Source organism: Halobacillus sp. AWH4_228 (assembly GCF_056158365.1).
Genome location: NZ_JBSWTE010000001.1, coordinates 1,375,730 through 1,399,554 on the forward strand (window position 1 = coordinate 1,375,730; position 23,825 = coordinate 1,399,554).

At 47.1% G+C, this 23,825-nt stretch carries 23 protein-coding genes and 1 other annotated feature; of the genes, 17 read left to right on the top strand and 6 right to left on the bottom strand.

Annotated features, from left to right (window positions below; translation table 11 throughout):
- Nucleotides 1-64: 64 nt before the first annotated feature.
- Nucleotides 65-267: a binding site (T-box leader), on the top strand.
- 80 nt (nt 268-347) lie between these two features.
- Nucleotides 348-1,613 carry a tyrosine--tRNA ligase gene (gene tyrS, locus ACXADP_RS06785; protein ID WP_474971137.1) on the top strand — a complete coding sequence of 422 codons (1,266 nt, stop codon included), beginning with the start codon at nt 348-350 and terminating at the stop codon, nt 1,611-1,613.
- A gap of 66 nt (nt 1,614-1,679) precedes the next feature.
- Entirely contained in the window at nt 1,680-2,144 is a 465-nt protein-coding gene (locus ACXADP_RS06790; protein WP_474971138.1) for a GNAT family N-acetyltransferase, read from the top strand.
- Between the two features lie 36 nt (nt 2,145-2,180).
- Here the strand turns inward: ACXADP_RS06790 and rpsD are convergent, their stop codons facing one another.
- A complete protein-coding gene (gene rpsD, locus ACXADP_RS06795; RefSeq protein WP_027955125.1) occupies nt 2,181-2,783 on the bottom strand; it encodes a 30S ribosomal protein S4 in 603 nt (200 codons plus the stop codon).
- A gap of 391 nt (nt 2,784-3,174) precedes the next feature.
- Between rpsD and ACXADP_RS06800 the strand changes: the two genes are divergently transcribed.
- Nucleotides 3,175-5,049: a sensor domain-containing diguanylate cyclase gene (locus tag ACXADP_RS06800; RefSeq protein ID WP_474971139.1), complete on the top strand. Its 1,875-nt coding sequence runs from the start codon at nt 3,175-3,177 to the stop codon at nt 5,047-5,049.
- 86 nt (nt 5,050-5,135) lie between these two features.
- Here ACXADP_RS06800 and ACXADP_RS06805 read toward each other — a convergent pair whose 3' ends face one another.
- Nucleotides 5,136-5,615, bottom strand: a complete 480-nt coding sequence (locus tag ACXADP_RS06805; protein ID WP_474969209.1) for a GAF domain-containing protein — start codon at nt 5,613-5,615, stop codon at nt 5,136-5,138.
- 120 nt (nt 5,616-5,735) lie between these two features.
- Between ACXADP_RS06805 and refZ the strand changes: the two genes are divergently transcribed.
- Nucleotides 5,736-6,338, top strand: coding sequence for a forespore capture DNA-binding protein RefZ (refZ, locus tag ACXADP_RS06810; protein WP_474969208.1), 603 nt, complete (start codon nt 5,736-5,738; stop codon nt 6,336-6,338).
- On the opposite strand, the gene hisJ is transcribed toward refZ, so the two are convergent.
- Nucleotides 6,319-7,131 carry a histidinol-phosphatase HisJ gene (hisJ, locus tag ACXADP_RS06815; RefSeq protein WP_474969207.1) on the bottom strand — a complete coding sequence of 271 codons (813 nt, stop codon included), beginning with the start codon at nt 7,129-7,131 and terminating at the stop codon, nt 6,319-6,321. The two genes, refZ and hisJ, sit on opposite strands and share 20 nt — an antisense overlap.
- Before the next feature lie 158 nt (nt 7,132-7,289).
- Here hisJ and ezrA point away from each other — a divergent pair, with 158 nt between their 5' ends.
- The 5 genes from ezrA (at nt 7,290) to ACXADP_RS06840 (ending at nt 13,502) form a co-directional block, all read left to right on the top strand.
- Nucleotides 7,290-8,981 (top strand): septation ring formation regulator EzrA, encoded by a 1,692-nt coding sequence (ezrA, locus tag ACXADP_RS06820; protein WP_474969206.1) that lies wholly within the window; start codon nt 7,290-7,292, stop codon nt 8,979-8,981.
- An 11-nt stretch (nt 8,982-8,992) separates the two neighbouring features.
- Nucleotides 8,993-9,307: a hypothetical protein gene (locus ACXADP_RS06825; RefSeq protein WP_474969205.1), complete on the top strand. Its 315-nt coding sequence runs from the start codon at nt 8,993-8,995 to the stop codon at nt 9,305-9,307.
- Nucleotides 9,308-9,447: 140 nt separating this feature from the next.
- A complete protein-coding gene (locus ACXADP_RS06830) occupies nt 9,448-10,587 on the top strand; it encodes a cysteine desulfurase family protein (RefSeq protein WP_474971140.1) in 1,140 nt (379 codons plus the stop codon).
- Between the two features lie 7 nt (nt 10,588-10,594).
- Nucleotides 10,595-11,806 (top strand): tRNA uracil 4-sulfurtransferase ThiI, encoded by a 1,212-nt coding sequence (thiI, locus tag ACXADP_RS06835; protein ID WP_474971141.1) that lies wholly within the window; start codon nt 10,595-10,597, stop codon nt 11,804-11,806.
- 106 nt (nt 11,807-11,912) lie between these two features.
- Nucleotides 11,913-13,502 carry an amidohydrolase gene (locus ACXADP_RS06840; RefSeq protein ID WP_474971142.1) on the top strand — a complete coding sequence of 530 codons (1,590 nt, stop codon included), beginning with the start codon at nt 11,913-11,915 and terminating at the stop codon, nt 13,500-13,502.
- Nucleotides 13,503-13,549: 47 nt separating this feature from the next.
- Here the strand turns inward: ACXADP_RS06840 and ACXADP_RS06845 are convergent, their stop codons facing one another.
- The gene (locus ACXADP_RS06845) at nt 13,550-14,353 is read right to left on the bottom strand and encodes an NAD kinase (protein WP_474971143.1); all 804 of its coding nucleotides are present in this window, start codon (nt 14,351-14,353) and stop codon (nt 13,550-13,552) included.
- Between the two features lie 230 nt (nt 14,354-14,583).
- On the opposite strand from ACXADP_RS06845, the gene ACXADP_RS06850 reads away from it, so the two are divergent.
- The 4 genes from ACXADP_RS06850 (at nt 14,584) to ACXADP_RS06865 (ending at nt 18,334) form a co-directional block, all read left to right on the top strand.
- Nucleotides 14,584-15,570, top strand: a complete 987-nt coding sequence (locus tag ACXADP_RS06850; protein WP_474969200.1) for a class I SAM-dependent methyltransferase — start codon at nt 14,584-14,586, stop codon at nt 15,568-15,570.
- Between the two features lie 128 nt (nt 15,571-15,698).
- Nucleotides 15,699-16,889: an acetate kinase gene (locus ACXADP_RS06855; RefSeq protein ID WP_474969199.1), complete on the top strand. Its 1,191-nt coding sequence runs from the start codon at nt 15,699-15,701 to the stop codon at nt 16,887-16,889.
- A 102-nt stretch (nt 16,890-16,991) separates the two neighbouring features.
- Nucleotides 16,992-17,819 (top strand): EcsC family protein, encoded by an 828-nt coding sequence (locus tag ACXADP_RS06860; protein WP_474969198.1) that lies wholly within the window; start codon nt 16,992-16,994, stop codon nt 17,817-17,819.
- A gap of 2 nt (nt 17,820-17,821) precedes the next feature.
- Nucleotides 17,822-18,334, top strand: a complete 513-nt coding sequence (locus ACXADP_RS06865; RefSeq protein ID WP_474971144.1) for a MogA/MoaB family molybdenum cofactor biosynthesis protein — start codon at nt 17,822-17,824, stop codon at nt 18,332-18,334.
- A gap of 171 nt (nt 18,335-18,505) precedes the next feature.
- Here ACXADP_RS06865 and ACXADP_RS06870 read toward each other — a convergent pair whose 3' ends face one another.
- Both ACXADP_RS06870 and ACXADP_RS06875 read right to left on the bottom strand, forming a co-directional pair.
- Entirely contained in the window at nt 18,506-18,964 is a 459-nt protein-coding gene (locus tag ACXADP_RS06870; RefSeq protein WP_160836355.1) for a universal stress protein, read from the bottom strand.
- Nucleotides 18,965-19,237: 273 nt separating this feature from the next.
- A complete protein-coding gene (locus ACXADP_RS06875) occupies nt 19,238-20,566 on the bottom strand; it encodes a purine-cytosine permease family protein (protein ID WP_474969196.1) in 1,329 nt (442 codons plus the stop codon).
- Between the two features lie 106 nt (nt 20,567-20,672).
- On the opposite strand from ACXADP_RS06875, the gene ACXADP_RS06880 reads away from it, so the two are divergent.
- The 4 genes from ACXADP_RS06880 to ACXADP_RS06895 all read left to right on the top strand — a co-directional run bounded on the left by ACXADP_RS06880 (nt 20,673) and on the right by ACXADP_RS06895 (nt 23,655).
- Nucleotides 20,673-21,431: an SDR family oxidoreductase gene (locus ACXADP_RS06880; protein WP_474969195.1), complete on the top strand. Its 759-nt coding sequence runs from the start codon at nt 20,673-20,675 to the stop codon at nt 21,429-21,431.
- Nucleotides 21,432-21,525: 94 nt separating this feature from the next.
- The gene (locus tag ACXADP_RS06885) at nt 21,526-22,038 is read left to right on the top strand and encodes a DUF4178 domain-containing protein (protein WP_474971145.1); all 513 of its coding nucleotides are present in this window, start codon (nt 21,526-21,528) and stop codon (nt 22,036-22,038) included.
- A 15-nt stretch (nt 22,039-22,053) separates the two neighbouring features.
- On the top strand, nt 22,054-22,725 hold the full coding sequence (locus ACXADP_RS06890; protein WP_474969193.1) for a PspA/IM30 family protein: 672 nt from the start codon (nt 22,054-22,056) through the stop codon (nt 22,723-22,725).
- Between the two features lie 249 nt (nt 22,726-22,974).
- Nucleotides 22,975-23,655, top strand: coding sequence for a metal-dependent hydrolase (locus tag ACXADP_RS06895; protein ID WP_474971146.1), 681 nt, complete (start codon nt 22,975-22,977; stop codon nt 23,653-23,655).
- Nucleotides 23,656-23,825 lie beyond the last annotated feature (170 nt).

The window sequence follows — 23,825 nt, forward strand, 5'->3', positions numbered from 1 at the left end:
ACGGGACTTGGGGATTTTGTTGCATTTTTTTCTGGGATGTGTTAAATATAGTACATAGTTTCATAAGTGTGCGTGGATGGATTGAAGTAGAATGAAGATCCCTGTTGCAGAGAGCTGACGGTTGGTGCGAGTCAGTACATATTGGATTTCGAATTACGACCCGGAGCATCTTCTGGTAGGAATCAGAAGACGGTGGAAACCGTTATCGATAGAAGTGGCACGTTTTATGTGCAACAAGGGTGGTACCGCGAAGACCTCGTCCCTTTTTCAGGGATGGGGTCTTTTTTGTGTTCCGAATCTGAAACCACAGCTTAATGGAAGTTATGACAAGTAGAGGAGTGTTTGTAATGAATTTATTAGAGGATCTGCATCAGCGGGGACTGGTCAATCAAATGACGGATGAAGAAGGCCTGCAAAAGCATTTGGAGAACAATCAGGTGACATTGTACTGTGGGTTTGACCCAACGGCTGACAGCCTGCATATCGGCCACCTGCTTCCTGTACTGATGTTGAAAAGGTTCCAAGTAGCGGGTCACCGTCCGATTGCTCTTGTCGGTGGTGGAACAGGGATGATCGGAGACCCAAGCGGACGGTCATCAGAACGTCAATTGAACAGTGCTGATGTTGTAAAAGGATACAGCGACCGTATCAAGGATCAGCTTGCTAAGATCCTTAACTTTGATGATGGGGAAAATGCTGCTGTCGCACGCAATAACCACGACTGGCTTTCTCAAATGTCAATCATCGACTTTCTGCGGGATACAGGGAAGCACTTTGGCGTCAATTACATGCTGGCAAAGGATTCCGTGGAATCCCGGATTGAACAGGGGATCAGCTTCACAGAATTCAGCTACATGATTCTACAGTCCCTGGACTTCCAACAGCTGTATCAGAAAGAAAACTGTACGCTGCAGATCGGCGGCAGTGATCAGTGGGGAAACATTACAGCGGGTCTTGAACTTCTGCGCCGTTCTACAGCGGGGGAGGAAGAAGTAGAAGCTTACGGACTGACTGTTCCTCTTATTACGAAAGCAGATGGATCCAAATTCGGAAAAACTGCGGGTGGAGCGGTTTGGCTTGATCCTGAAAAAACTTCTCCATACGAGTTTTACCAGTTCTGGATCAATGCAGATGACCGTGATGTGATCCGTTACTTGAAGGTCTTTACATTCATGGGCATGGATGAAATTTCAGCACTTGAAAAAGAGCTTCAGGAGCGTCCGGAAAAACGTTTGGCGCAGCGCCGACTTGCAGAGGAAATGACGAAGCTTGTCCATGATGAAAAAGCACTTCAGCAGGCGGAGCGTATTTCAGAAGCTTTATTCAGCGGCGATATCAAAGCTCTCACAGGGGAAGAAATTGAACAAGGCTTTAAAGATGTCCCGTCCTTTACGTCTGAATCCAAAGACCCTCAGCTGCTTGATTTGTTGGTAGATGCCGGGATCTCATCGTCCAAGCGCCAGGCGCGGGAAGATATCAGCAACGGTGCAATTTACATCAATGGGGAGCGGAACCAGGATTTGAAACATACCATCCAGCAGGAAGAACGGATGGAAGACCGCTTTACAATCATTCGTAGAGGGAAGAAGAAGTATTTCCTTATCCGTTACTAATATCACTAAAAAAGCAGGGATCCCCCTGCTTTTTTCTATAATGAAACCGGGAGGCACGATGAATCGATGGGTGAAAACCAAGGGTTGATAAGAGAAGCTGCAGCAGGAGATGCGCCGCAGTTGAAAACTTGTATGCAAAAAGCATACAGGGTTTATGAAGAACGGATGAAAGGAAAAAGACTTCCACCAATGGAAGTAGATTATGAAGAAGAGATCGCCTCCTATCCCGTATGGGTAATAGAAAGGGAAGGGGAAATCATAGGTGCTGTTATTCTTACGTTTGATTTCTCCTGCACACAGGTCGCCAACATTGCTGTTGATCCGGATTATCAAGGACAGGGGTTAGGTCGGAAGCTTTTGGATTTTGCAGAGCAGCAGGCGCTTGATCATGGGTGTGTGGAAATGCGCCTGGCCACGCATGTACTCCTGACAGAAAATGCAGCGTTCTATACAACCATGGGATGGGAGGAAGTAGGAAGGGATGACGCCCGTGTTTTCTTCAAGAAATCTTTAAGCATCAAGGATAAATAAAAAAACCGCCGGAAAGGCGGTTTTTTTGAAAAGCTATTAACGAGAGTAGAATTCAACGATAAGAGCTTCGTTGATTTCAGATGGAAGCTCAGAACGCTCAGGGAAACGAGTGTACGTACCCTCACGCTTGTCTTCGTCGAAAGTAAGGTATTCTGGAACGAAGTTGTTCACTTCGATCGCTTCTTCTACGACGTTAAGCTTTTGAGATTTTTCGCGAAGGCTGATCACTTGACCAGGAGCTACGCGGTAGGATGGAATGTCAACGCGGCCGCCATTAACAGTAACGTGACCGTGTGTAACAAGCTGACGCGCCTGGCTGCGTGTACGTGCAAGACCGAGACGGTACACAAGGTTATCCAGACGAGATTCAAGAAGAATCATGAAGTTCTCACCGTGGATACCTTTCATATTTCCGGCTTCTTCGAACATGCGGCGGAATTGACGCTCAGTCAAGCCGTACATGAAACGAAGCTTCTGCTTCTCTTGAAGCTGAAGACCGAATTCAGAAAGTTTTTTACGTTGGTTAGGACCGTGTTGTCCTGGTGCGTAAGGGCGCTTTTCAAGCTCCTTACCTGTTCCGCTTAAAGAAATACCATAGCGACGTGATTTTTTCCAAGTTGGACCTGTATATCGTGCCATAGGAATTTCCTCCTTTTTATTTTATTTCGCATAAAATAAAAACAGTGTGTCCTGCTTCCATTGCTCATTATGTTTTCATGCACCATCGCCCCAGCAGCAGAGGGTTACACGATGCACCTCCTTAGAGGAACAAAATGATAACAACGGCGGCTCACATAGGCTGCCATTTATTTTACACAACGAATATTATATAAAGAATAATAGAGGAAGTCAAGGTGTTCTCTGCTTTTTTATTAAAGATTTTCAACGTATACCGCGTGTCTGCTGTCACAGCACAATGGATTGTCATTTTTTACATATACATATCTGTTTTTGGGTATAAAGAGATGGTACAATATACTTAAAAGTGTGTGCGGGAAGACAGGTGAATCGGATGAGTGTCCCATGCTCTATGGAAATGAAGTTTAACCGCTTGAACAGTCGTCTCTTTGAATGGATGATGACTGAGACGCCCCCTGCGTTTGAACCATTCCTCATCAGGCTGATGAAGGAAATGAAGGATTTTATGCACGCAGAGGGCACAGCCTGCTACATGTTTCATCAATGGAGAGGCGTGTATCAGCTTTACAGACAAGACGATACACCCGTCTATTTTCATCAATCCTTTGCCATGGCTGCTGCACCCGGTCCGGAAGAGGAGATGCCTGCTCCTTCTATAAAGCGGCATATGCTGACACAACCTGGTCATGATGATCAGGTGATTGTCCTTCCTTTGAAAAAAATGGGAGAAGTCGTCGGGTATCTGGCTTTCACTTACAGAACTAAAGCTTCTTCTCTGATGCCTTCCTCCGATCTGAAAGCTGCAGCTGAAAGCTTGGAGAAGATTATAGAAAAAGCGGATGCCTTTTATACGATGAAGGAAGAGAAGAGAATGTTTGAGAGTCTTTTGAATGTGACCGCTCACTTTCATTCCTCTATTGATATACAAACCGTGTTAAAGGAGATCATTGCGACGCTTTCTGAAGTGTACCCATCCTTTCAATACCATCTTCACCTTTCTCAGGAGTTTGAGGAAATGGCTGACCTGCCTGTGTACGTCCTCTCCTATAATGAAAGCTTCAGCAGCAATCCGGGTCTTCAGGCTTTTATCACAGGGGAATTTCGAATCATTGAAAATCCGAATGGGCAGGAGTTCTTATTATATGCACCGCTTAAAGGGAGGCAGGGCGTGTATGGCGTGCTTCAGATTACTATTCCCTATACCCTTCCTATCAGGGGGAAAGAGGTGGAGTTCTTCATACAAATTGCCGGTACGGCGGGAAAGGCATTTGAGAATGCACGTTTATATGAGCAGGCCCGGAAACAGAATAATGACCTCCAAATTATTACCGCAGCCTCCCGGCGTTTGAATTCCTATACCAAACTGTCGGAAAAGGCGGCATTTATGGTAGAACAGATCCAGGAAGTTTTTCAAGCAGACGAGGCAGGCTTTCTTACCTATGCAGGGGAAGGGGGAGCGAGCGTCCTGGAAGGCAGTTCCAACTACTTCGCGTCGGTTTTCAATCTTGAAGAAGTTTCAGCTATCCAATCGCTGTTCGAAAGGGAGGGCGGCGGTCCGGTTTTTATCAGTGATCTTCATGGGGAGAGTGCGGATGTCCTTCATCCTTACCGATCACTGATGGCGGTTCCCATGAAGGATCATCAACAACAAACCGGGTTTGCGGTCGTCCTGCATAAGAAACCGTCTTTTTTCTCCTTTGATTCCTTTAAGCTTCTGCAGTCCCTTGTTCAACATTCGGCTCTAGCCTTTGCCAATTCCATCCTTCAAGAGGAACTGGAACGAACAGTGATCACCGATTACTTAACAAAACTTCATTCCAGGATTTATCTGGATGATCGTTTGGATAAGCACATCAAGGAAGATGAGCAGGGGCATTTAATATTGGTAGATATCGATCATTTCAAAGCGGTGAATGACACGTATGGACATCAGACAGGAGACGAAGTCATCTGCCAGGCTGCGGCGGTGATCCAGGAGGAAATGGCTGGTTCTTCCGGCCTGGCCGCGCGCTGGGGTGGGGAGGAGCTGGCCGTGTATTTCCCTTCGACCAGTGCAGGAGAGGCCTTTCAAATCACGGAAAGTATCCGTGAGCGAATCGCTTCAGAGACCCATCCAGGGGTCACCGTATCCTGCGGGTTTGCCTCCTGGAAAGCGATACATGGCAGACCGGAAAGGAAAGCGCTTATCCTTCAAGCCGACCGCGCCCTCTATCAAGCAAAAAAAGCAGGACGGAACTGCACTAAAAAAAATGATCCAGATATTTAACCTATATGTTCTTGGTATCAGCGAGTTCAAAGGAGAGATAGATATAACAAGTCCCGTTCTTTTATAGAACGGGACTTTTTTGTCTATTAAATATAGTGTTGTAGAGTTTCCACGAACTCGACCAGCTTCTGCTCGTCCACTTCATCGAAGCGGCCTTTAGAAGGACTGTCGATATCCAGAACGCCGTAAATGTCTCCGTTTTTAACAATGGGAACGACAATTTCGGACTGACTGGCTGCATCGCAGGCAATATGGCCCGGGAAAGCGTGGACATCTTCTACGCGCTGAACTTTTCTTTCAGCGACGGCTGTCCCGCATACGCCTCTTCCAGAGGGGATGCGTACACAGGCGGGCATACCCTGGAATGGTCCGAGCACAAGCTCGTCTTCTTTCCATACATAAAAGCCGACCCAGTTTACATCATCGAGGAACTGGTTGAGCAGAGACGATGCGTTGGAAAGGTTGGCCACAGCATCTTTTTCATCCTCGATCAAGGCTTTCAACTGCTTATTAAGCAGATCATACTGCTGCTCTTTTGTACCTGAATAAGTCATGGATTGGAACATCATAGACCTCCTAATCATTTTTATTCGACAAAACATGGGAGATTTGTCGGGATTTGCAGGGCGATTCTAAGCAGGATTTCCCAAGATTATAGAGAATCCTATCCCGAGGGGGAAAAAATAATGAATCGACCGAATGGAACACGCAACAAAGTGTTGGACGTAGCCTGCCGCCTATTCTACAGCCAGGGGTTTAATGGAACATCGGTCAGAGATATTGCTAAGGCAGCCAATGTGAATGTTTCATTGATCCATTACTACTTCAAAAGCAAGCAGGGCCTTTTTGAATCGCTCGCTGTCAGTTACTTTGAACCCTATCTTGAAATGCTTGAAAGTGAGCAGCCCTCTGAGGATGGCAGCCGTCTTCATTCGTTAGTGAAGCAAATTCTACATTATAAACAGACTCATTATCAACTATCCTGTCTCTTAAACCGGGAGCTTTCCCTGAATACCGTTTTCGCCAGGGAAATGCTCGTCACCTATCTGGCTAAGGAAAATCATTTGTTCACGCAGATTTTATTTGATAAACATTCCCACATTGAAGTGACCTTCAAAGAGAAGCTCTGCCTTTTACAGCTGAAGGGGCTCTTGAATGCCCCCTTCACGATGCCTCATGAATTTAAAGATCCGTTTATTACAGAAGCCTCCATTGACCATTTTGTTGAGGTATACAGCGACTTAATGAATGAACATCAATCAGTACAGCTTATCGCGGCCAGGGTTTGATCAAGGAATGATCAACAGCGTCCCAGCCCTGCTTCAAAGCAGAAGCGGTATGGGCATCCGATCCATAAATCAATGGAATTCCCATGGAAGAAGCCTCCCGGGCGATGGCAAGCGGCGGGTAGGTTTCTTTACAGTGGTTTTTTTTCATTCCTGCCCCGTTATAATCGAGTTCAAAGCCATGTTCCCTGACCAGGGCCAAAAAGCGGGAAGCACTGGCCGGCCATTCTTCCGGACCGGGATAAAGCTTCTGAAACTTCCTTACTAAAGTCATGTGGCCGATCCGTTTTGGTTTATGAGAGCCTAAGGGGGTTCGAACGGATTGGGCAAGGGCTTTGTAATAGGCGTGGTAGAGAGCCTCTATGCTTCCGAAGTCTGCCGCTGCCTCTTCGAACATATCCGGACTGTAATCGATACAGTACCACGCCCTGTTCCCTTTGAGAAAATGGACGGAGAGGATGCTGTCGTCCAGTTCCGGACCATAGGTGTCAAGAAACGATGAGATTTCCTTCTCGTACCCTTCGATATAATCCACTTCGAGTCCTTTCAAAATCGTGAGGTCCTTTTTGTATTGTTTCTGCAGCCCGGCCAGATCCGCCAGGTAGTTTTCCAGGTCTTCGATTGTCATGCTGCTGTCTTTAGCTGGTGCGGGATCTGTAAAGGAATCAGGAAGAGGAGCGTGTTCGGTGAACGTCAACGCCGAATATCCTGCTTTTATGGCATTTTCTATATAACTTTCAAGCGAATCCTTCGACCCGTGAGGGCAGTAGGGAGTATGGATGTGACCATCTTTCATCCGGCCGTCCTCCTTTAATAGAATTTTTTGTCAGTACACTAATAATTTTGAAATAATTTAGCCAAAAGGCTGTTTTACATGGTATCATTATAAACAACTAAATCACATATCGGAACGTAATTCATCCGTAGGACATGTTTATTGTAAGGAGGCTATTTATGAAGTACGTCATAGGGGCTATATTACTACTTATTGCAATGTTCATCATCGGGCTGATTTGGCGTAAAAAGGTCTATGATGAAGTGGATCGTCTGGAAGGTTGGAAAATGGATATTATGAACCGGCGCGTAACGGAGGAATTATCCAAAGTAAAAAACCTGAACCTTTCCGGCGAGACACAAGAAAAGTTCGAAACATGGCGTGAACGTTGGGATCAAATCCTTACAAAAGAACTGCCCGAACTGGAAGAATACCTTTTTGACGCAGAGGAAGCGGCCGACAAATACCGGCTGAAGAAAGTCAGGTCCGTGATTGAAAATACTGAAAAGAAACTGGAATCGATTGAAGAAGATATAAAAACGATGCTGACAGAATTGGAATATCTTCTGAACTCTGAAAAAGAGAGCCGTGTGGAAATTGAATCCATCGCTCCTGAATTGAAAGAATTGACGAAACGTCTGATCCAGAACCGTCACCAGTACGGGAAAGCCGTCAGTTTTTTTGAAAAAAGGGTGGATGCACAGAAAGAAAAGCTGTCCCAGTTTGAACAGCTGACAGAGCAGGGGGATTACCTGGAGGCCAATAAACTGGTGCAGACCGTTAAGGAAGAGACCGTCCTGCTTCAGGAGGATGTAGAAGCTTTCCCCGAACGGTACCGTAAAGTGAAAGTTGAACTTCCGGAACAGCTGAGGGAGTTGAAAAGCGGAATCGAGGAAATGAAAGCAGAAGGCTATCGGATTACCCATTTCGAATTTCTGCCGGAAATACATAAACATGAGCGCACACTGACTGAAGCTTTTGAAAAGCTGGAGCAAGGGGATCAATCCGATGTTCAGGAAGCTGTAGAAGCCATTGAGTCCAGGATCCAGGAGATGTATCAGGTGCTGGAAGGCGAAGCCGTTGCTCATCAATATGTAGAAAAACAGTTTGAACCTCTTAAAGCGAAGCTGGATGAGCTGGAAAGCATGTTGAGTGTGACAGAACAAGAACTGAATGAGCTGCTTGTAACCTATCAGCTCGAAGAAGATGATGTGGAATCCCACCAAGGATTGAAAAACTGGTTCAATCAGCTGAGAAAGAAAATGATCAGTCTCGAATTCAAGCGCCAGGATGGGGAAACCGCCTATTCCGAACTGCGTGATGATCTGGAACAGCTGCAGAAACAGACCGCTGACCTCCAGGAGAAACATGCATTCTTCCAGGAGCGGGTGGAAAACCTGAGGAAAGACGAACGCGAGGCGAAGCAGCAGTTGAGAAAAATGGAAGAGCTGTTGATGGAAACCCACCGTCGTCTCAAGAGGAGTAATATCCCGGGAATTCCTGTTTTTATCTTTGAAGATATGAAAGCAGCGAGTGAAAAAGTGGATGAAGTTTTTCAAAACCTGGAGAAACAGCCCCTGGATATGAATGATGTTCACGCATCTTTAGACGAAGCGGTTGAACTGGTGGAAAAACTGAGAAACGATGCTGAAAAGGTAATGGATAAAGCTCATTTATCAGAGCGCCTCATCCAACATGGGAATCGATATCGGAGCAAGCATCCACTGCTGGCGGCTAAGCTGCTTGAAGCTGAAGAGAAATTCCGCTCCTATCAGTATGACGAAGCTTTAACTCTGGCGGCTGAAGCGGTAAAAGAAGTAGACCCCGGAGCGCTTGAGAAAATGGAAGCAGAAGAAGAAATGCTTGTCTAGGACGTGGATGCATGAGAAAAAAACTGCTAATAGGCTTATCCGCAGGTGTCGTCCTCCTATGGACAACAGTACTTGTTTTTCTCCTCCTGCCTGGTGACAGCGGACGTCTTCCCGCATCGGAACACAGCTACAGCCGGCTGGACGACGGAGTGGAGGAAAAGCTGATGAAGCAGACGGATAGTGAGAACCCGTCCGTCATCCTATCAGGTCAGCCTGAAGATATTTTGGGAAGCATGGAATACACGCAGTCCTGGGTGGATGATGTGACGGAAGATGGAAAGCTGAGTATAGATACGATCCTGGAACATTTGGATTCAATGGAATAAGCCGTCTTCCGGTGAAAAAGGCATCTGCAGTCCTGCAGATGCCTTTTTTTGCGGGGCTGCGGCGGGGGCCGGCTGTTTCATTTCTGCCGTTGGTGTGGTAGAATTATGGACTGCAATTTGAAAAAAAGGAGTCAAAGCCAATGATATACTTGGATAACAGCGCGACGACCCAGCCTTATCCGGAAGTGCTGGCAAGTTTCCAGAAAGCCGCAGAGCAGTATTTCGCCAATCCTTCCTCCATTCACAGTCTGGGAAGTGAAGTGGAGCGGCTGCTTGATCGTTCCCGAAAGCAGGCAGCCAGTCTGCTGCATGTGGACCCGAATGAGGTGATCTTTACCTCTGGTGGTACAGAGGGGAACAATATGGCGGTGAAAGGGGTGGCTCTGCAGCATCAAAATAGAGGAAAACATCTGATTACAACTTCTATTGAGCACCCATCTGTCATGGAAGCTTTTCGAGCCTTGGAGTCATTGGGCTTTGAAGTTACCTATATAGATGTAAATCGAAACGGCCTTGTAGATGCTGGAGCTGTTATGAATGCCGTCAGGCCGGATACCATTTTAGTCAGTGTGATGTCTGTAAATAACGAGCTGGGTTCCATTCAGCCCATTAAGGACATCGGACAGAAACTGAAAGCACATCCGAAAATTCACTTTCATGTAGACCATGTCCAGGGACTTGGTAAAATCGATCTTCCCATGAATGAATGGGGCATTGATTTGTGTACCATTTCGGGTCATAAAATTCATGGTGTGAAAGGGACCGGAGCCCTTCTTGTCCGGAAGCGTGTTTCCTTATTCCCAATGCTTCATGGGGGAAGCCAGGAAGCTGAATTGAGAGCGGGTACCGAGAACCTCCCTGGAACGGTAGCCTTTGTTAAAGCCCTCCGCATCCTGAAGGAAAAAGAGCACCACCACCGGGACCATTTATGGAAGTTGAGATCCCGGCTGAGGGAAGCCTTAAGGAAACGGTCCTATTGTGTGTTGAACTCTCCAGAGGATGGCGTTTCCCACATTACGAATTTTTCTATCCCCGGCTTGAAACCTGAAGTGGTCATCCACGCATTAGGGGAGAAAGAAATTTATATTTCGACCAAGTCCGCCTGCTCCTCCAAGCAGCCGGATGTGAGTGCTGTCCTGAAGGCTTGTAATTTTGATTATGACCGTACCACATCAGCGTTAAGAGTCAGTTTTTCTTCACAGAATACGGAAGAGGATATTAAACAATTTGTAGATGCACTGGATGAAGCTGTCCATCACTTACAAGCTGCAATGAGGTGAGCAATCAATGAAATTCGATCGTATTATGATCCGTTATGGTGAAATGGCGTTAAAAGGAAAAAATAAAAAGTTATTTGAACAGAAGCTGAAGTACAATTTGTCGGGTAAACTCAAGGAGTTCCCTGAAACGACGATTGAAAAGACCCAGGGGCGTATGTATGTACACTTAAATGGAGAGCATCCTCAGAAGGTTATGGAAGCGTGCCAGAAGGTATTTGGGATTCACAGCCTGAGCTTTGCTGTGAAGGTTGAGCAGACAGAGGAAGCGATGAAAGATGCTGTTCTGCTGGCTTTTCGTGATGCTGAGGGAGCCCGGACCTTTAAAATCTCTTCCAAGCGAACGGACAAATCATTCCCGCTTCCATCCCAGGAAATCAACCCGATGCTTGGCGGGCATATCCTTAGGAACACAGACGGTGTCACGGTCGATGTCCACCATCCTGACGTAGAGATCAAAGTGGAGGTCCGCCACGAAGGTGTCCTCATCACGGCACGTGATTATCCGGGAGCCGGCGGTCTTCCGGCGGGTACGACAGGAAAGAGTCTGCTGATGCTTTCCGGAGGAATCGACAGTCCTGTGGCCGGTTATTTGACGATGAAGCGCGGGGTGGAACTTGAAGCGGTCCACTTCCATTCTCCGCCTTATACGAGTGAACGTGCGAAACAGAAAGTGATTGATCTTGCCCAGGAACTGGCTAAGTTCGGAAGCAAGGTGAAAATCCATGTCATCCCGTTCACAGCTGTTCAGCAGAAGATTCACCGTGAAATGCCGTCCGGGTACAGCATGACGATTACGAGACGGATGATGATGAGAATAAGTGAGAAAATCGCGGAGCAGCAGGGAATTCTGTCCATAACGACAGGCGAAAGTCTTGGTCAGGTGGCCAGCCAGACGATGGAGAGTATGAACACCATCAATGAAGTAACCAATTACCCTGTGATCCGTCCACTTGCAGCGATGGATAAGCTTGAAATCATTGATATTTCCCGGAAAATAGGAACGTATGATATTTCGATCCGTCCATTTGAAGACTGCTGTACGGTCTTCGTACCAAAAGCGCCGAAAACAAAACCGACAAGAGCGAATGCAAATTACTACGAATCCAATACCGACTTTTCGGAAGATCTTGAGAAGGCGGTCCGTGAATCCTACACCATCGAAGTCGATGCGCAGGGAAGTACGGACCAGCAGGAAGACGCTTTTGATGATCTCTTATAAGCTCTTGAAACCCTGACCTATCCTAGGTCAGGGTTTTGTTTACAGTTCTCTTTTTTTCCTGAATATGTTATAGATAGTAGTAAATGAAAAGAGAGGAAGTGTTGGCATGAAGCTTTGGTATGGTGGAAAAATTTATACCCTGACAGCTGAAGACGCCTGGGTGGAATCTGTTGTGACCGAAGGCGGGCGCATAAAAGCTGTAGGGGATACTCAGGATTTGTTTGAATCCTATAAAGATGATATTAAGGAAGAAATCGATCTGAAGGGCGCGGTGATGTACCCTGGTTTTACAGACAGTCACCTGCACATCCTCGGTCACGGCGAACGGCTGATGCGTCTGGATTTATCTTTTATGAAATCGGCCGAGGAAGTCAAGCAGGCCCTTCAGCTGCACGCGGAACAGCTTCCTGAAGGTGAATGGATTATCGGGGATGGCTGGAATGAGAACCAGTGGGAGGAAAAGCGGATCATACATAAGGGCGAACTGGACGAAATCTCCAGAGATCATCCCATGATGCTTACGCGGGTCTGTCGTCATGCTCTGCTTGCCAATACAAAAGCCATGGAGCTTGCGAAGGTTACAGATCTTACTCCCGATCCTCAGGGAGGGGTGGTCGTTAAAGATGAGTCCGGACGTGTGACCGGATATTTCCATGATAAAGCTCAGGATCTGATCAAATCAGCCATGCCTGAGGTTACACCGGAATATTTAAGGAAAGCAGCAGATCTTGCGGTCAAGGATATGCATGCCTTCGGACTTGTCGGTGGTCACAGTGAGGATTTGAACTATTACGGAGGATTCAAAAGAACCTATGACGCCTTTTTGGATGTGATTGACGGGAAAACAACAAAGTTCAGGGCCCACCTGCTCATTCATCACGGTGTAATCGAGCAGGTGGATGCGTATGGGCTTGGATTCAAACAGGGAACGGACTTTGTAGAACTGGGAGCGTTGAAAATTTTTTCTGATGGAGCTCTTGGAGGACGGACAGCCTGGTTGAAACAACCTTATGCGGATGATCCGGACAATTATGGGGTAGCCATCCATACGCAGGAGGAACTGGACACCCTCGTCGGCGAAGCACGGAAGCGGAACATGCCTGTGGCCGTTCATGCTATCGGAGACGGAGCGGTGGAAGCTGTAGCAGATGCAGTAGCCAGAAATCCTCTCAAGACAGGCGAGCGTGACCGTATCATTCACGCCCAGATTTTAAGCAGTGAATTGATTCATAAGCTTCAGCATTTGAACGTCGTTCTGGATATTCAGCCGACCTTCGTAGCTTCTGACTTTCCGTGGGTGATGGAAAGGCTTGGGAACATGCGTCTGAAAAACTCGTATTCGTGGAAAACGCTTCTGGATGCCGGCCTTACGTGTGCCGGTGGATCGGATGCTCCAATTGAAGAAATTAATCCGCTTCTTGGAATCCGGGCTGCGGTGGACCGCCGAGCTTCCTATGATCATGAAGTGTACCAGGCAGAAGAAAAGCTGAGCGTTTATGAAGCCGTCAGTCTGTATACGAAAGGAAGTGCAGAAGCGATTCATAAAGAGGGAGAGCAGGGGATGATCCAGCCTGGATTCACCGCTGACTTTACAGTGCTGGACAGAGACCTCTTTGCACTGAAATCGCATGAACTTGCAGATGCAAAAGTGACGATGACAGTGGTCGACGAAGATATTGTCTATCAGCGCTCCTGATATCAAAGGCCTCCACGGATATTTTCCGCGGAGGCCTTTTGTGATGGTTATAGGAATGTGCGTTTCACACGATCCCAGTACGTATTATTTTTAAGCTTGACCGTTTTGATCACTTTTTCACTGAGGTTTACTGTAACGTCATGGATGTTTCGGATGGAGAACGCTTCATTGTCCATGCCGATAATCGGGTAGTCGTTTCCATCTTGTCTGACTTTAAGGTTCAAGGTTCTTTCTCCACTGAGGATGAAGGATGAACCGAGGGTCCGGTAACGGTTGTTATTCAAGGAGGCAAGCTCACTGATTTGGAAGCACGGGAGTTTTGGATCGACAACGGCTCCATTGATGGATTTGTTGTAGGCTGTACTTCCAGTTGGAGTGGCGATGATCAATCCGTCTCCCCGGAACGTTTCAAAATGAAGATCATCAATATACACATCAATGACAATGGATTTAATCAATGTCGACCGTACACTGCATTCATTCAGGCAGGAGAAGGTGGATTCATCGTTGATGGTGGTATCGATAACAGGGAAGCGCCGTACCTCTACTTCTGCATTTTTCATGGCTTCGATCATTTCATCGTGATCATCAATATCAAAGTCACAGTACAGGCCGGCTTCATTCTCACTGCGGATCCCTACATACAGGCAGTCCTGCCGGAATCCCGTTTTTCTGACAGCTTGAAGAAAGGCCCCGTCTCCTCCGACAGCAATAATGATATTGGCGTCATTAGATTCTTCGACAATCTGGAAGTCATTGTCTCTTGCCAGTTGGAAGAGCGCCTCTAATTTATCCTGAAGTTCGCTTTTTTGATGATAATAAAAGTATAGGTTTCTACGTTGATCTGTCATCATGACTCCTCCTTTAAGTTGTACAGCTTCAGCCATATCATATCATTTCAAAAGTGTAAGCGCACACAGTTTTCAAATAAATCGGGAAAGTTTCACATTGTTGAATTACGGCATGGTTTTCGTTATGGTTAGTTTAGACCATAATGGAACAAGTACGTAAACGGGCGCATTTTGTTATTGACAACGTGCGTCATTTCTTTGGAATTTTACGGAGAAGGAGTCTAATAGTTATGAAGCAGGAACATGTAGAACAACTATTTCAATGGATTGATGATACAGCAACAACGATTTCAGAGGATATGAATATTACCTACCTCGAATCCATTGCGGAAACAATGGATGTATTATTCAACGGTCAGCCGTTTGATGACATGAGTGAAAACCTTCAAACGTATTTGACAAATGAATTGACGAAAGTGAATAAGGACAATCATGAGAAGGAAGAAATCCGGAAAGCTGTTCAGCTGGCGATTCTGAAAGGGATGAAAGGAGCCACACAGCAGCAGCACTTGATCACTCCGGATTCTGTCGCGATGTTTATGGGGTATCTCGCCTCCCGCTTGTTTGAAGGCGAGGAGGAATTGAAAATCTTCGATCCGGCTGCGGGAAGTGCCAACTTGATTACGTCGGTGATGAACCAGCTTGACATGCCGGTGAACGCTTATGCCAGTGAAGTGGATCCTACATTGATCCAGCTGGCAGTCACCAACGCCAACCTGCAGAAAAACAAGATTGAGTTCTTCCACCAGGACAGCCTGGCCCCGTTTTTAATGGAGCCTGTTGATTTTGTTATGGGAGATCTTCCGGTGGGTTACTATCCGGATGACGCGCAGGCAGCGAAGTATGAGTTGAAAGCAGAAGAAGGCCTTTCCTACGCTCATCACTTATTCATTGAACAGGGACTGAACTACACGAAAGAAGGCGGGTACCTGATGTTCATCGTGCCGAACTTCCTGTTTGAAAGCGATCAGTCCAAAGCTTTGAATGCCTACCTGCGTGAACACGCCCATATTGTAGGAATGCTTCAGCTTTCTGATTCTCTCTTTAAGGATGAGAAGCATGGCAAGAGCATACTAATCCTGCAGAAGAAAGGGAAGGATACAAAAGCGCCGAAACAGGCCCTTCTTGTGAAACTGCCGTCCTTTAAAAATCCAAATGGTATGGCGGATATCCTCAGTCAAATGAACGCCTGGTTTGATGAATATAAAAGCCGGTAATTGTGAGAAAATAATGAATATAACAAGTAAACGTTAACATCACCGAACTGCCTTGAAATCAAAGGGTGCGGGTGATTAAATAGTAATGGTAGAAAGTTACGAACCTATAGTTAAGGGGATGAGCATCGTTGAGTAATAACATTCTTGCTATCAATGCCGGCAGTTCATCGTTGAAATTCCAACTGATCGAAATGCCTGAGGAAACAGTCGTTACAAAAGGCCTCGTCGAGCGGATCGGTCTGGATGACGCTGTGTTCACCATTGAATTTAATGATGAAGAAGATAAAGCGGTAACAGAAATTCCTGATCATGCCGAAGCGGTAAAAATGCTTTTGGATAAGCTGACAGCCAACGGCATCATCAACTCTCTGGATGAAATTAACGGTGTCGGCCACCGTGTCGTCCACGGAGGCGAGCGCTTCAGTGAATCTGTATTGATTACAGACGAAGTGATTGAAGAAATCGAAGAGGTATCGGACCTTGCACCGCTGCATAACCCTGCCAACCTGACAGGAATCAATGCTTTCCGTGAAGTGCTGCCGAACGTTCCGCACGTGGCCGTTTTCGATACAGCCTTCCACCAGTCCATGCCTGAGCAGTCTTACTTGTACAGCCTGCCATATGAGTACTATGAAGAGTACGGCATTCGTAAATATGGTTTCCACGGTACGTCTCATAAGTATGTTTCCGAGCGTGCAGCGGAAATGCTCGGCCGTCCGGTTGAGGAGCTTCGTCTGCTTTCCTGCCACCTTGGTAATGGAGCAAGTATTGCAGCGATTGAAGGTGGAAAATCCATTGATACATCCATGGGCTTCACACCGCTTGCCGGGGTAACAATGGGAACCCGTTCCGGGAACATTGACCCTGCCCTTATTCCATTCATTATGGAAAAGACGGGTAAGACAGCGTCAGAGGTTATGAATGTATTGAATAAAGAAAGTGGAATGCTGGCTCTTTCCGGTTTCTCCAGCGATCTGAGAGACATCGAAGTGCAGGCGAATGAAGGGGACGAACGTGCAGAGCTTGCTCTCGAAGTGTTCGCAGCCCGTATCCACAAATATATTGGTTCCTACGCCGCCCGCATGCACGGAATCGATGGCATCATCTTCACAGCAGGTGTTGGTGAAAACAGTATCACAATGCGTGAACGTGTCCTTAAAGGATTGGAGTTCATGGGTGTTTACTGGGATCCATCCTTGAACAAAGTCCGTGGAAAAGAAGCGTTTGTGAACTACCCGCACTCTCCGGTCAAAGTTATGGTCATTCCTACCAACGAGGAAGTCATGATTGCCCGCGATACTGTGGAAAAAGGTTTATAAGAAAGGTCAAAGCAGTGAATCCGGTTCTCCGGGTTCATTGCTTTTTTTTCGTTGTTAAGGCTACAATAGAGGAAAAGGCTGCCTTATAAGGGGGAGAATGGATTGGCTGATGATCGAATCCGTAGAGAACTTGAGGTATGGCTTCAGCAGTTCCGGCAGTACCAGCCGAATGATTTTGAAAACATGTATGATCAATGGATGCATCAAAATTTTCAGAACCTGGACCCTGGAGTCAGAGATAAATTCTTTTCCAAGCTGGATGCGTGGTTCTTCCACACCCATGCGTTTCTCCAAGGGACGTCCTATCAATATGAGGCGCGTGAGCGGATTTTGACCGCCGGCAGGATCTTTTCTTCCAACATCCATCACATTCAGGATATGGAAAAAGAGTTAACCACTGATCAATTGACTTACATTGCTGAGCAGCAGATGGCTCGTGGGCGTCTGTATTCTTTTGCTCAGGGTGGATTGACGGGGGCTGGAGGATGGTTGTTTCTCGGTGTCGACTATCCGATGATGATGCTTATGAACATCCGGGCCATTCAATTGATCGGACTTACCTTTGGCCATGAAATGAATCATCCTTACGAAATGATGATTTCCTTGAAGGTGTTTCATGCGGCGACACTACCCAAGCGTTTGAAAGCGCAGGCCTGGGAAGATTTGATTCAGGAAGTCGAGAAAAAAGAACATAACTTCATTGTTGCCGGTGATGACCGCCTGACGGATGAAGGATGGCTCGAGCAGCCGCTGAAGCACTGCTTCAAGTCCCTGTTCATTTTGATGTTCAGAAAAAAACTGGTGCAGGGTCTTCCCTTTATAAGCATAGCCATCGGCGCATATTCGAACTACCATTTAACGAAGCGGGTGACGGAATTCGCTATGAAATTTTACCAGTATCGTCACATCACGAGTGAGGAAGGAGGCTGAACGTGTCTGTTGATGAACATAAGCAAGCAGTAAAAGGGCCTGTCCGCTGCGGGATCATTACCGTTAGTGATACAAGGACAGTGGATACGGATAAGAGCGGCAGACTGATGAAGGAAAAACTGCTGGAGCACAATCATGAAATCCTCCGCTCTTCGATTGTGCCTGATGAGAAAGCGTCCATTCTCCAAGAACTTCGCGAGTACATGGCTCATCCCTCTATGGACGTCATTTTACTGAATGGCGGCACAGGAATCGCTGCCAGGGATGTCACGATTGAAGCAGTGGAACGTGTTTTTGAAAAGGAAATGCCGGGCTTTGGAGAGATTTTCCGTATGCTCAGCTACACCGAAGACATTGGATCTGCCGCTATCCTATCCAGGGCAGCGGCGGGGGTGGCAGGTGGAAAAGCGGTCTTTGCAACGCCTGGTTCAACAGGAGCGGTGAAACTGGCTATGGAAAAGCTGATTTTACCGGAACTTCGCCATGTTGTCCGTGAATTAAGAAAAGATCAATGAAAAAGGAGCCCTTGGAGAGGCTCCTTCAGCTTGTAGAGAAACCTCTGTTTCTTTACAAGCTTTTTCTTTCCTACCGCCAGGAGCGAAAGCCCCTTGGGAGTGCTTAAAATCGAAAAAAACAAGGCTGTCGAGAAAGTCTCGACAGCCTGAAGGAGCCCTTTAAAGGGCTCTTTACTTCTCTTGTTTATCGGCACCGGCCCGGACAACGAGAACGTCACATGGGGAATAGCGGGTAATGTGCTCGGAAACACTTCCGATAAAGAAGCGTTCCATTGCATTCAGACCGGTCGCACCGCAGATAATTAAATCAGCGTGGTGTTTAGGCGCAATATCTTTAGCGATTTTCACTTTCGGTGACCCATACTCAATATCAATCACGACGTTGGTGACGCCGGCTTGTTCCGCTTTCTTTTGATAGTCGTTCAACAGCTCCGTGGCGTACTGCTCTGCCCGTATCGCTAAGGAACGGTCATACGCTTCCACAGTAGCAAAAGCTCTTGTATCCACGACGTGAGCAAGAATCAGTTTTGCCCCGTTTCGGTTGGCTATGTCGATCGCTTTTGAAAAAGCCTCCTCTGCTGTAACGGAACCATCCACGGCAACGACGATATCTTTATATTCATAAGTCATCCCAATTACCCCCTCCCATTTAATTACTTTTATTATATCATGCGATCCGCTGTTGTAGACGGCTGTTCCATACATAATCGGGAGAATTGTGTGAACAATAAGACAGAGGTGATAGCAATGAAGAAGCCAATGAACCCTCTTGAAAAAGAAAGCATGGATCAACGCCGGATCGTGAGTGCATTGAATGAGAGCTACCAGTCCGGTGACCGTCGTCAAAAACGTCGATAAATAAGAAGTCCCCCGCCAGAAAAAAAGCGGGGGATTTTTCGTAACTTATGATTCCTTGTGCTCTTCAGCGTATCTCTGGGTGAGCGGGTATATCACTGCAATCACTACAAAGGTAAGAAACCCGGGGGACCAATCGTCCGGAAAGATAAAGTACAACAGTGTCCCGATGGTCACTGCCCCCATCGCTGCCCGATTGACAGCCGGGGCAGAAGCAAGCAGGTTCAAATCCTCGTTGGTCAGACGACTGCGTTTCACCACAAGGAAATCACTGACAATAACGGCAGAAATCGGAATGATCAAGCCGCCGAGAAGAGAGATAAATGACTCCGCTTCATTCACGAGGTCTGGAAATCCACTCAGAATAACGCCTGCGCTGCCAAAAAGCACGGCACTCTGCACCCTGGAAAGCTTAGGGAAAATGTTGAGAAGACTGAAACCGCCGGTATAGGCATTGCTGACGTTGATGCTGATCATGGAAATCACAGCTGTCAATGTAATCACCGCGATGATCACGGGGGATGCCGTCTGGTTTGAAGAGGATACGTAAGGGTTGAGACTTCCATAAAGAGTAGCTGAGGCACATCCAATCACTGCTGTTAAAAGAAACCCGGCGGCGTTGCCTGTAAGCAGTCCCCAGAAACCTTGGGCCGGTGTCTGCGCATATCTCGTCATATCAGCTGATGCGCTCACTCCAGAAACATACTGGACGAAGGCTAGACTTGAGAAGAACAGCATCATCGGGATAGAGCCGCTCCAGCCATCCATAGCAAGCGTTAAGGATGCACCGGATTCATTGTTTGTAGTAAAGTATACATAGAGCATAGTCCCCTCTCCAAAAAGCAGGAGCGGAAGGAAATAACTAGTCGCTTTCTTAACGGCGTTAAAACCGAGGATAGCTAATAGGACCATCAACAGAGATAACGGTAGGGAAACAATCCAGAAGGGAAGCGCAGCTCCGGTAATTCTGGATACCAGTTCTTGAATGACGTACGTTCCTCCGATGGTCTGGACCGCAAACCAGTACAGAGAAGTCAAGCTCCTTACAGGAGATGATAGAAACTGGGCGCCCCGGACACCAAGCATCGTGCGGATCGCATACTGGGCTGGGATGCCGAGCCTTGCCCCGGGTAAAGATAAATAGGATACAAATAGAAACCCAAGCCAGGCGCCTGCACAGGTGCAGAGAACAGCGCTCCAAAAGGAAAGCCCGCCTTCCATGACAGCAAGAGCGGGAACGAGGAAGTTTCCGGCATTGGCCGCAACGGCCATCTGGATAAAAGCGAAACGGTACCAGGGCGTATTTTTCTGATGGGCAGGGACGGCTTCAAGTCCGTACCTCTCCACAACAGACTTACTGCCTGCAGCAGCTCTCATGATTGTCACGTCCTTTCTGACGAGCTCATTGTACAGAACGGGGCAGAAGAAGTAAACAATACAACTGTTTGAAAATAGAGACGGATTGATAAAAGGAGGGGTTTAGATGCGCCATGCCATCATAACAGCCGGCACAAAAGGCCTCGGCAGAAAAGTTACGGAACACATGCTTGCTCAGGGGTATTCCGTAACGGTGACCTATTTTAACGACGAGCAGAAGGCGCAGACACTCCTGAATGACTTTGCTTCCGCGCGCGGGCGTATTCAGCTCGTGAAGGCGGATGTCACAGTGGAACAGGATTTGGAACGTGTGGTCGCGGAGGCGGTGGACCGCTACGGCCGCATCGACTTCTTAATTAATAATGCAGGGCCTTATATATTTGAACGGAAAAAGCTGATGGACTATTCTAAAGAAGAATGGAATCAAATGATCCGTGGGAATCTGGATGCCGTCTTTTACCTGCTTAAGCTGACCATTCCATATATGCGCAGACAGCATTTCGGCCGGATCATCAATTATGGATTTCAAGGAGCTCATGCGGCATCCGGATGGATTTACCGATCAGCCTTCGCTGCAGCGAAAGTCGGGCTCGTTTCCCTGACCAAAACGATTGCCTATGAGGAAGCCGAGCACGGCATCACCTCAAATATGATCTGCCCCGGGAATATTGTAGGTGAATGGAAGGAGTCATCCATCGATCAAAGCCGGAATACGACGGATGAGGAGACACCGATAGGAAGACCCGGGACAGGAGAGGATATCGCACGGACCATCGATTTTCTCTGTGATGAACGCTCGGATATGATTACAGGCACAATATACGAAGTCACCGGCGGTCTTGATGTCATCCACCGCCATCGTTAAGGGAGAAAGGTGAATATTTTTGAAAAAGTGAAACCTCTGCCCGTGGCTTTCCGTACATAAGGTACACAGGGCAAAGCAGAAGGGAAGTGAAGGATTGGGTTTTTTCTCTCGATTGTTTCAAAAGAAAGACCAGCAGGTGCCCGAGGTGAAAGAACGGACGCCGCTGACGATTGAAGTAGGAGATATCGTGACCTACGACCTCGCCGATTACGAAGTAGTAGGGAAAATCACCTACCGGGACGGTTCTTATGAATGGTATGCCTATCAGCTGCTGGAAGGGAATCGAACCAAATGGCTCGCTGCTGAAATGGATGACGAGCTGGAGCTTGGGATGTATGAGAAGGTCAATCTGCCCGTGAGCAGGCCGTACCCCGCTTCTCTTGAATACGAAGGTGTGACCTACACGAAGGATGAAGAAGGGGAAGCCCAGGTGACAGGGGAAGGCCGCAGTGCGAACGTGAACGGCCGGACCGTCAACTATGCGGACTATATATCTGAAGATGAAGAAACATACCTGAGTGTGGAAGCCTGGGGGACGGAAGTTGAAGTCAGTATCGGGTCAGACATCGAAGCGTATGAATTGAAAATTATAGCAGGTTCTAAATAATAAGGAGGAATTTACATGTTCAAATTTTTCAAACGTGTGAAGACGGTCGTAGGTTCTGAAATGAATGCGATGCTCGATAAAGCTGAAGATCCAGTGAAAATGCTCGACCAATTTATGAGGGACATGGAAAATGACATTCGTGAAGCAGAGAGCGCTGTTGCTAAGCAGATCGCCAATGAGAAAATGCTGAAGCGCAAGTACGATGATGCCCAGGCTCTTGCGGATAAGCGGATGCAGCAGGCGGAAAAAGCCATTGAAGCGGGTAATGAAGATCTTGCCCGCCGCGCCCTGGAAGATAAGAAAAATCATCAGGAACAGGCCGAGCAGTTGAAAGCGTCCTGGGAACAAGCGCAGACAGACGCTTCCAATCTCCGTGAAAAGCTCGATGAAATGAAGAAAGAATACCAGGAAATGAAACTGAAGAAAGATTCCTTGAAAGCCCGTGCGGAATCAGCGAAAACCCGTACGAAGATGAACCGGACCATGTCCAGCATCGGCGGGGATGAATCCCGTCAAGGTTTTGAGCGTATGGAAGAAAAGGTCATGCAGTATGAAGCGGAGGCGGATACGAGTGATGATCTTTCATCAGAAGCCCGCTCCATTGATGATGAATTCGAGGAAATGGACAAAAAAGATGATGTGGATGATGAACTGCAGGCGCTGAAGCGTAAAATGAATAAAGAGTAACGGTGAGACCCCCGGCTTCCGGGGGTTTTCGTATGTATGAATACCTCTGGCACAGCTCTGCTTCGGGATAGGTCAGACACGTCCTTTCTTAGCGGATAGCGGTGGAGATCAAGGACTTCCTCTGAAAAAGTCCGCCTGTGTTTTAGGAGTAGAAAGACAGGGAAATGAAAAAAAGTGTAGAAGGAAATGGAAAGCGCTGGATAAATGCATCCGGCCGTATACATTACTTTTGTGAGAAGGAGTGGAAGGATGAAAGTTTCTTATCATGGACATGCCGTAGTCAAAGTGGAAGCCAATGGAAAAACGATTTTGTTTGACCCATTCATATCCGATAACGGGAACACGGATTTGGATGCCGATCAGGTGGAACCGGATGTCATTCTGCTGACTCATGGACATAACGATCACGTAGGGGACACGTTCGAGATTGCCGAACGGACCAATGCGCAGATTGTTGCTCCGTTTGAACTGGCTACCTATCTTGGGAACAAAGGGTTAAATGCCCACCCGATGCATATCGGCGGGGGGCATGAATTTGATTTCGGACATGTGAAGTTCACCCAGGCTTTTCATGGTTCAGCTTATACAGAAGAGGATGGCACGATTGTCTATACAGGCATGCCGACGGGGATCCTGCTGACTATCGATGGCAAAACCATTTTCCACGCCGGGGATACCGGGTTGTTTTCTGATATGAAACTGATCGGGGAACGCAATGATATTGATCTGGCTTTTCTTCCGATCGGGGATAATTTCACGATGGGACCCGAGGATGCTTTAACCGCAGCAGAATGGCTGCAGGCGAAACAGGTCGTTCCAGTTCACTATAACACCTTCGATCTCATCAATCAGGATGGAGAAGGATTTGCTTCACAGGTGAAGCCTGGAACAGGACGTGCGCTTCAGCCTGGAGAAGTCATAGAATTGTAGAGAGTTGAAAAGCGGCGGGTCATTGTGGCTCTGCCGCTTTTTTTTATCCAATACCGGTTTAATCCTCGAAACCATGCCCCCTGATTTCTGGAAGAAATTGCAGAACATCTGTATCAGTTGTATAATAACAATAAAGTGAGAAATGACTAGTACAGATAGAAAGTTTGGTG

What these genes read in the sequence shown, in the direction of transcription:
- tyrS (WP_474971137.1), top strand. Translation starts at nt 348, where the DNA reads ATGAATTTATTAGAGGATCTGCATCAGCGGGGACTGGTCAATCAAATG.
- ACXADP_RS06790 (WP_474971138.1), top strand. Translation starts at nt 1,680, where the DNA reads ATGGGTGAAAACCAAGGGTTGATAAGAGAAGCTGCAGCAGGAGATGCG.
- rpsD (WP_027955125.1), bottom strand. Translation starts at nt 2,783, where the DNA reads ATGGCACGATATACAGGTCCAACTTGGAAAAAATCACGTCGCTATGGT.
- ACXADP_RS06800 (WP_474971139.1), top strand. Translation starts at nt 3,175, where the DNA reads ATGGAAATGAAGTTTAACCGCTTGAACAGTCGTCTCTTTGAATGGATG.
- ACXADP_RS06805 (WP_474969209.1), bottom strand. Translation starts at nt 5,615, where the DNA reads ATGTTCCAATCCATGACTTATTCAGGTACAAAAGAGCAGCAGTATGAT.
- refZ (WP_474969208.1), top strand. Translation starts at nt 5,736, where the DNA reads ATGAATCGACCGAATGGAACACGCAACAAAGTGTTGGACGTAGCCTGC.
- hisJ (WP_474969207.1), bottom strand. Translation starts at nt 7,131, where the DNA reads ATGAAAGATGGTCACATCCATACTCCCTACTGCCCTCACGGGTCGAAG.
- ezrA (WP_474969206.1), top strand. Translation starts at nt 7,290, where the DNA reads ATGAAGTACGTCATAGGGGCTATATTACTACTTATTGCAATGTTCATC.
- ACXADP_RS06825 (WP_474969205.1), top strand. Translation starts at nt 8,993, where the DNA reads ATGAGAAAAAAACTGCTAATAGGCTTATCCGCAGGTGTCGTCCTCCTA.
- ACXADP_RS06830 (WP_474971140.1), top strand. Translation starts at nt 9,448, where the DNA reads ATGATATACTTGGATAACAGCGCGACGACCCAGCCTTATCCGGAAGTG.
- thiI (WP_474971141.1), top strand. Translation starts at nt 10,595, where the DNA reads ATGAAATTCGATCGTATTATGATCCGTTATGGTGAAATGGCGTTAAAA.
- ACXADP_RS06840 (WP_474971142.1), top strand. Translation starts at nt 11,913, where the DNA reads ATGAAGCTTTGGTATGGTGGAAAAATTTATACCCTGACAGCTGAAGAC.
- ACXADP_RS06845 (WP_474971143.1), bottom strand. Translation starts at nt 14,353, where the DNA reads ATGACAGATCAACGTAGAAACCTATACTTTTATTATCATCAAAAAAGC.
- ACXADP_RS06850 (WP_474969200.1), top strand. Translation starts at nt 14,584, where the DNA reads ATGAAGCAGGAACATGTAGAACAACTATTTCAATGGATTGATGATACA.
- ACXADP_RS06870 (WP_160836355.1), bottom strand. Translation starts at nt 18,964, where the DNA reads ATGACTTATGAATATAAAGATATCGTCGTTGCCGTGGATGGTTCCGTT.
- ACXADP_RS06875 (WP_474969196.1), bottom strand. Translation starts at nt 20,566, where the DNA reads ATGAGAGCTGCTGCAGGCAGTAAGTCTGTTGTGGAGAGGTACGGACTT.
- ACXADP_RS06880 (WP_474969195.1), top strand. Translation starts at nt 20,673, where the DNA reads ATGCGCCATGCCATCATAACAGCCGGCACAAAAGGCCTCGGCAGAAAA.
- ACXADP_RS06890 (WP_474969193.1), top strand. Translation starts at nt 22,054, where the DNA reads ATGTTCAAATTTTTCAAACGTGTGAAGACGGTCGTAGGTTCTGAAATG.
- ACXADP_RS06895 (WP_474971146.1), top strand. Translation starts at nt 22,975, where the DNA reads ATGAAAGTTTCTTATCATGGACATGCCGTAGTCAAAGTGGAAGCCAAT.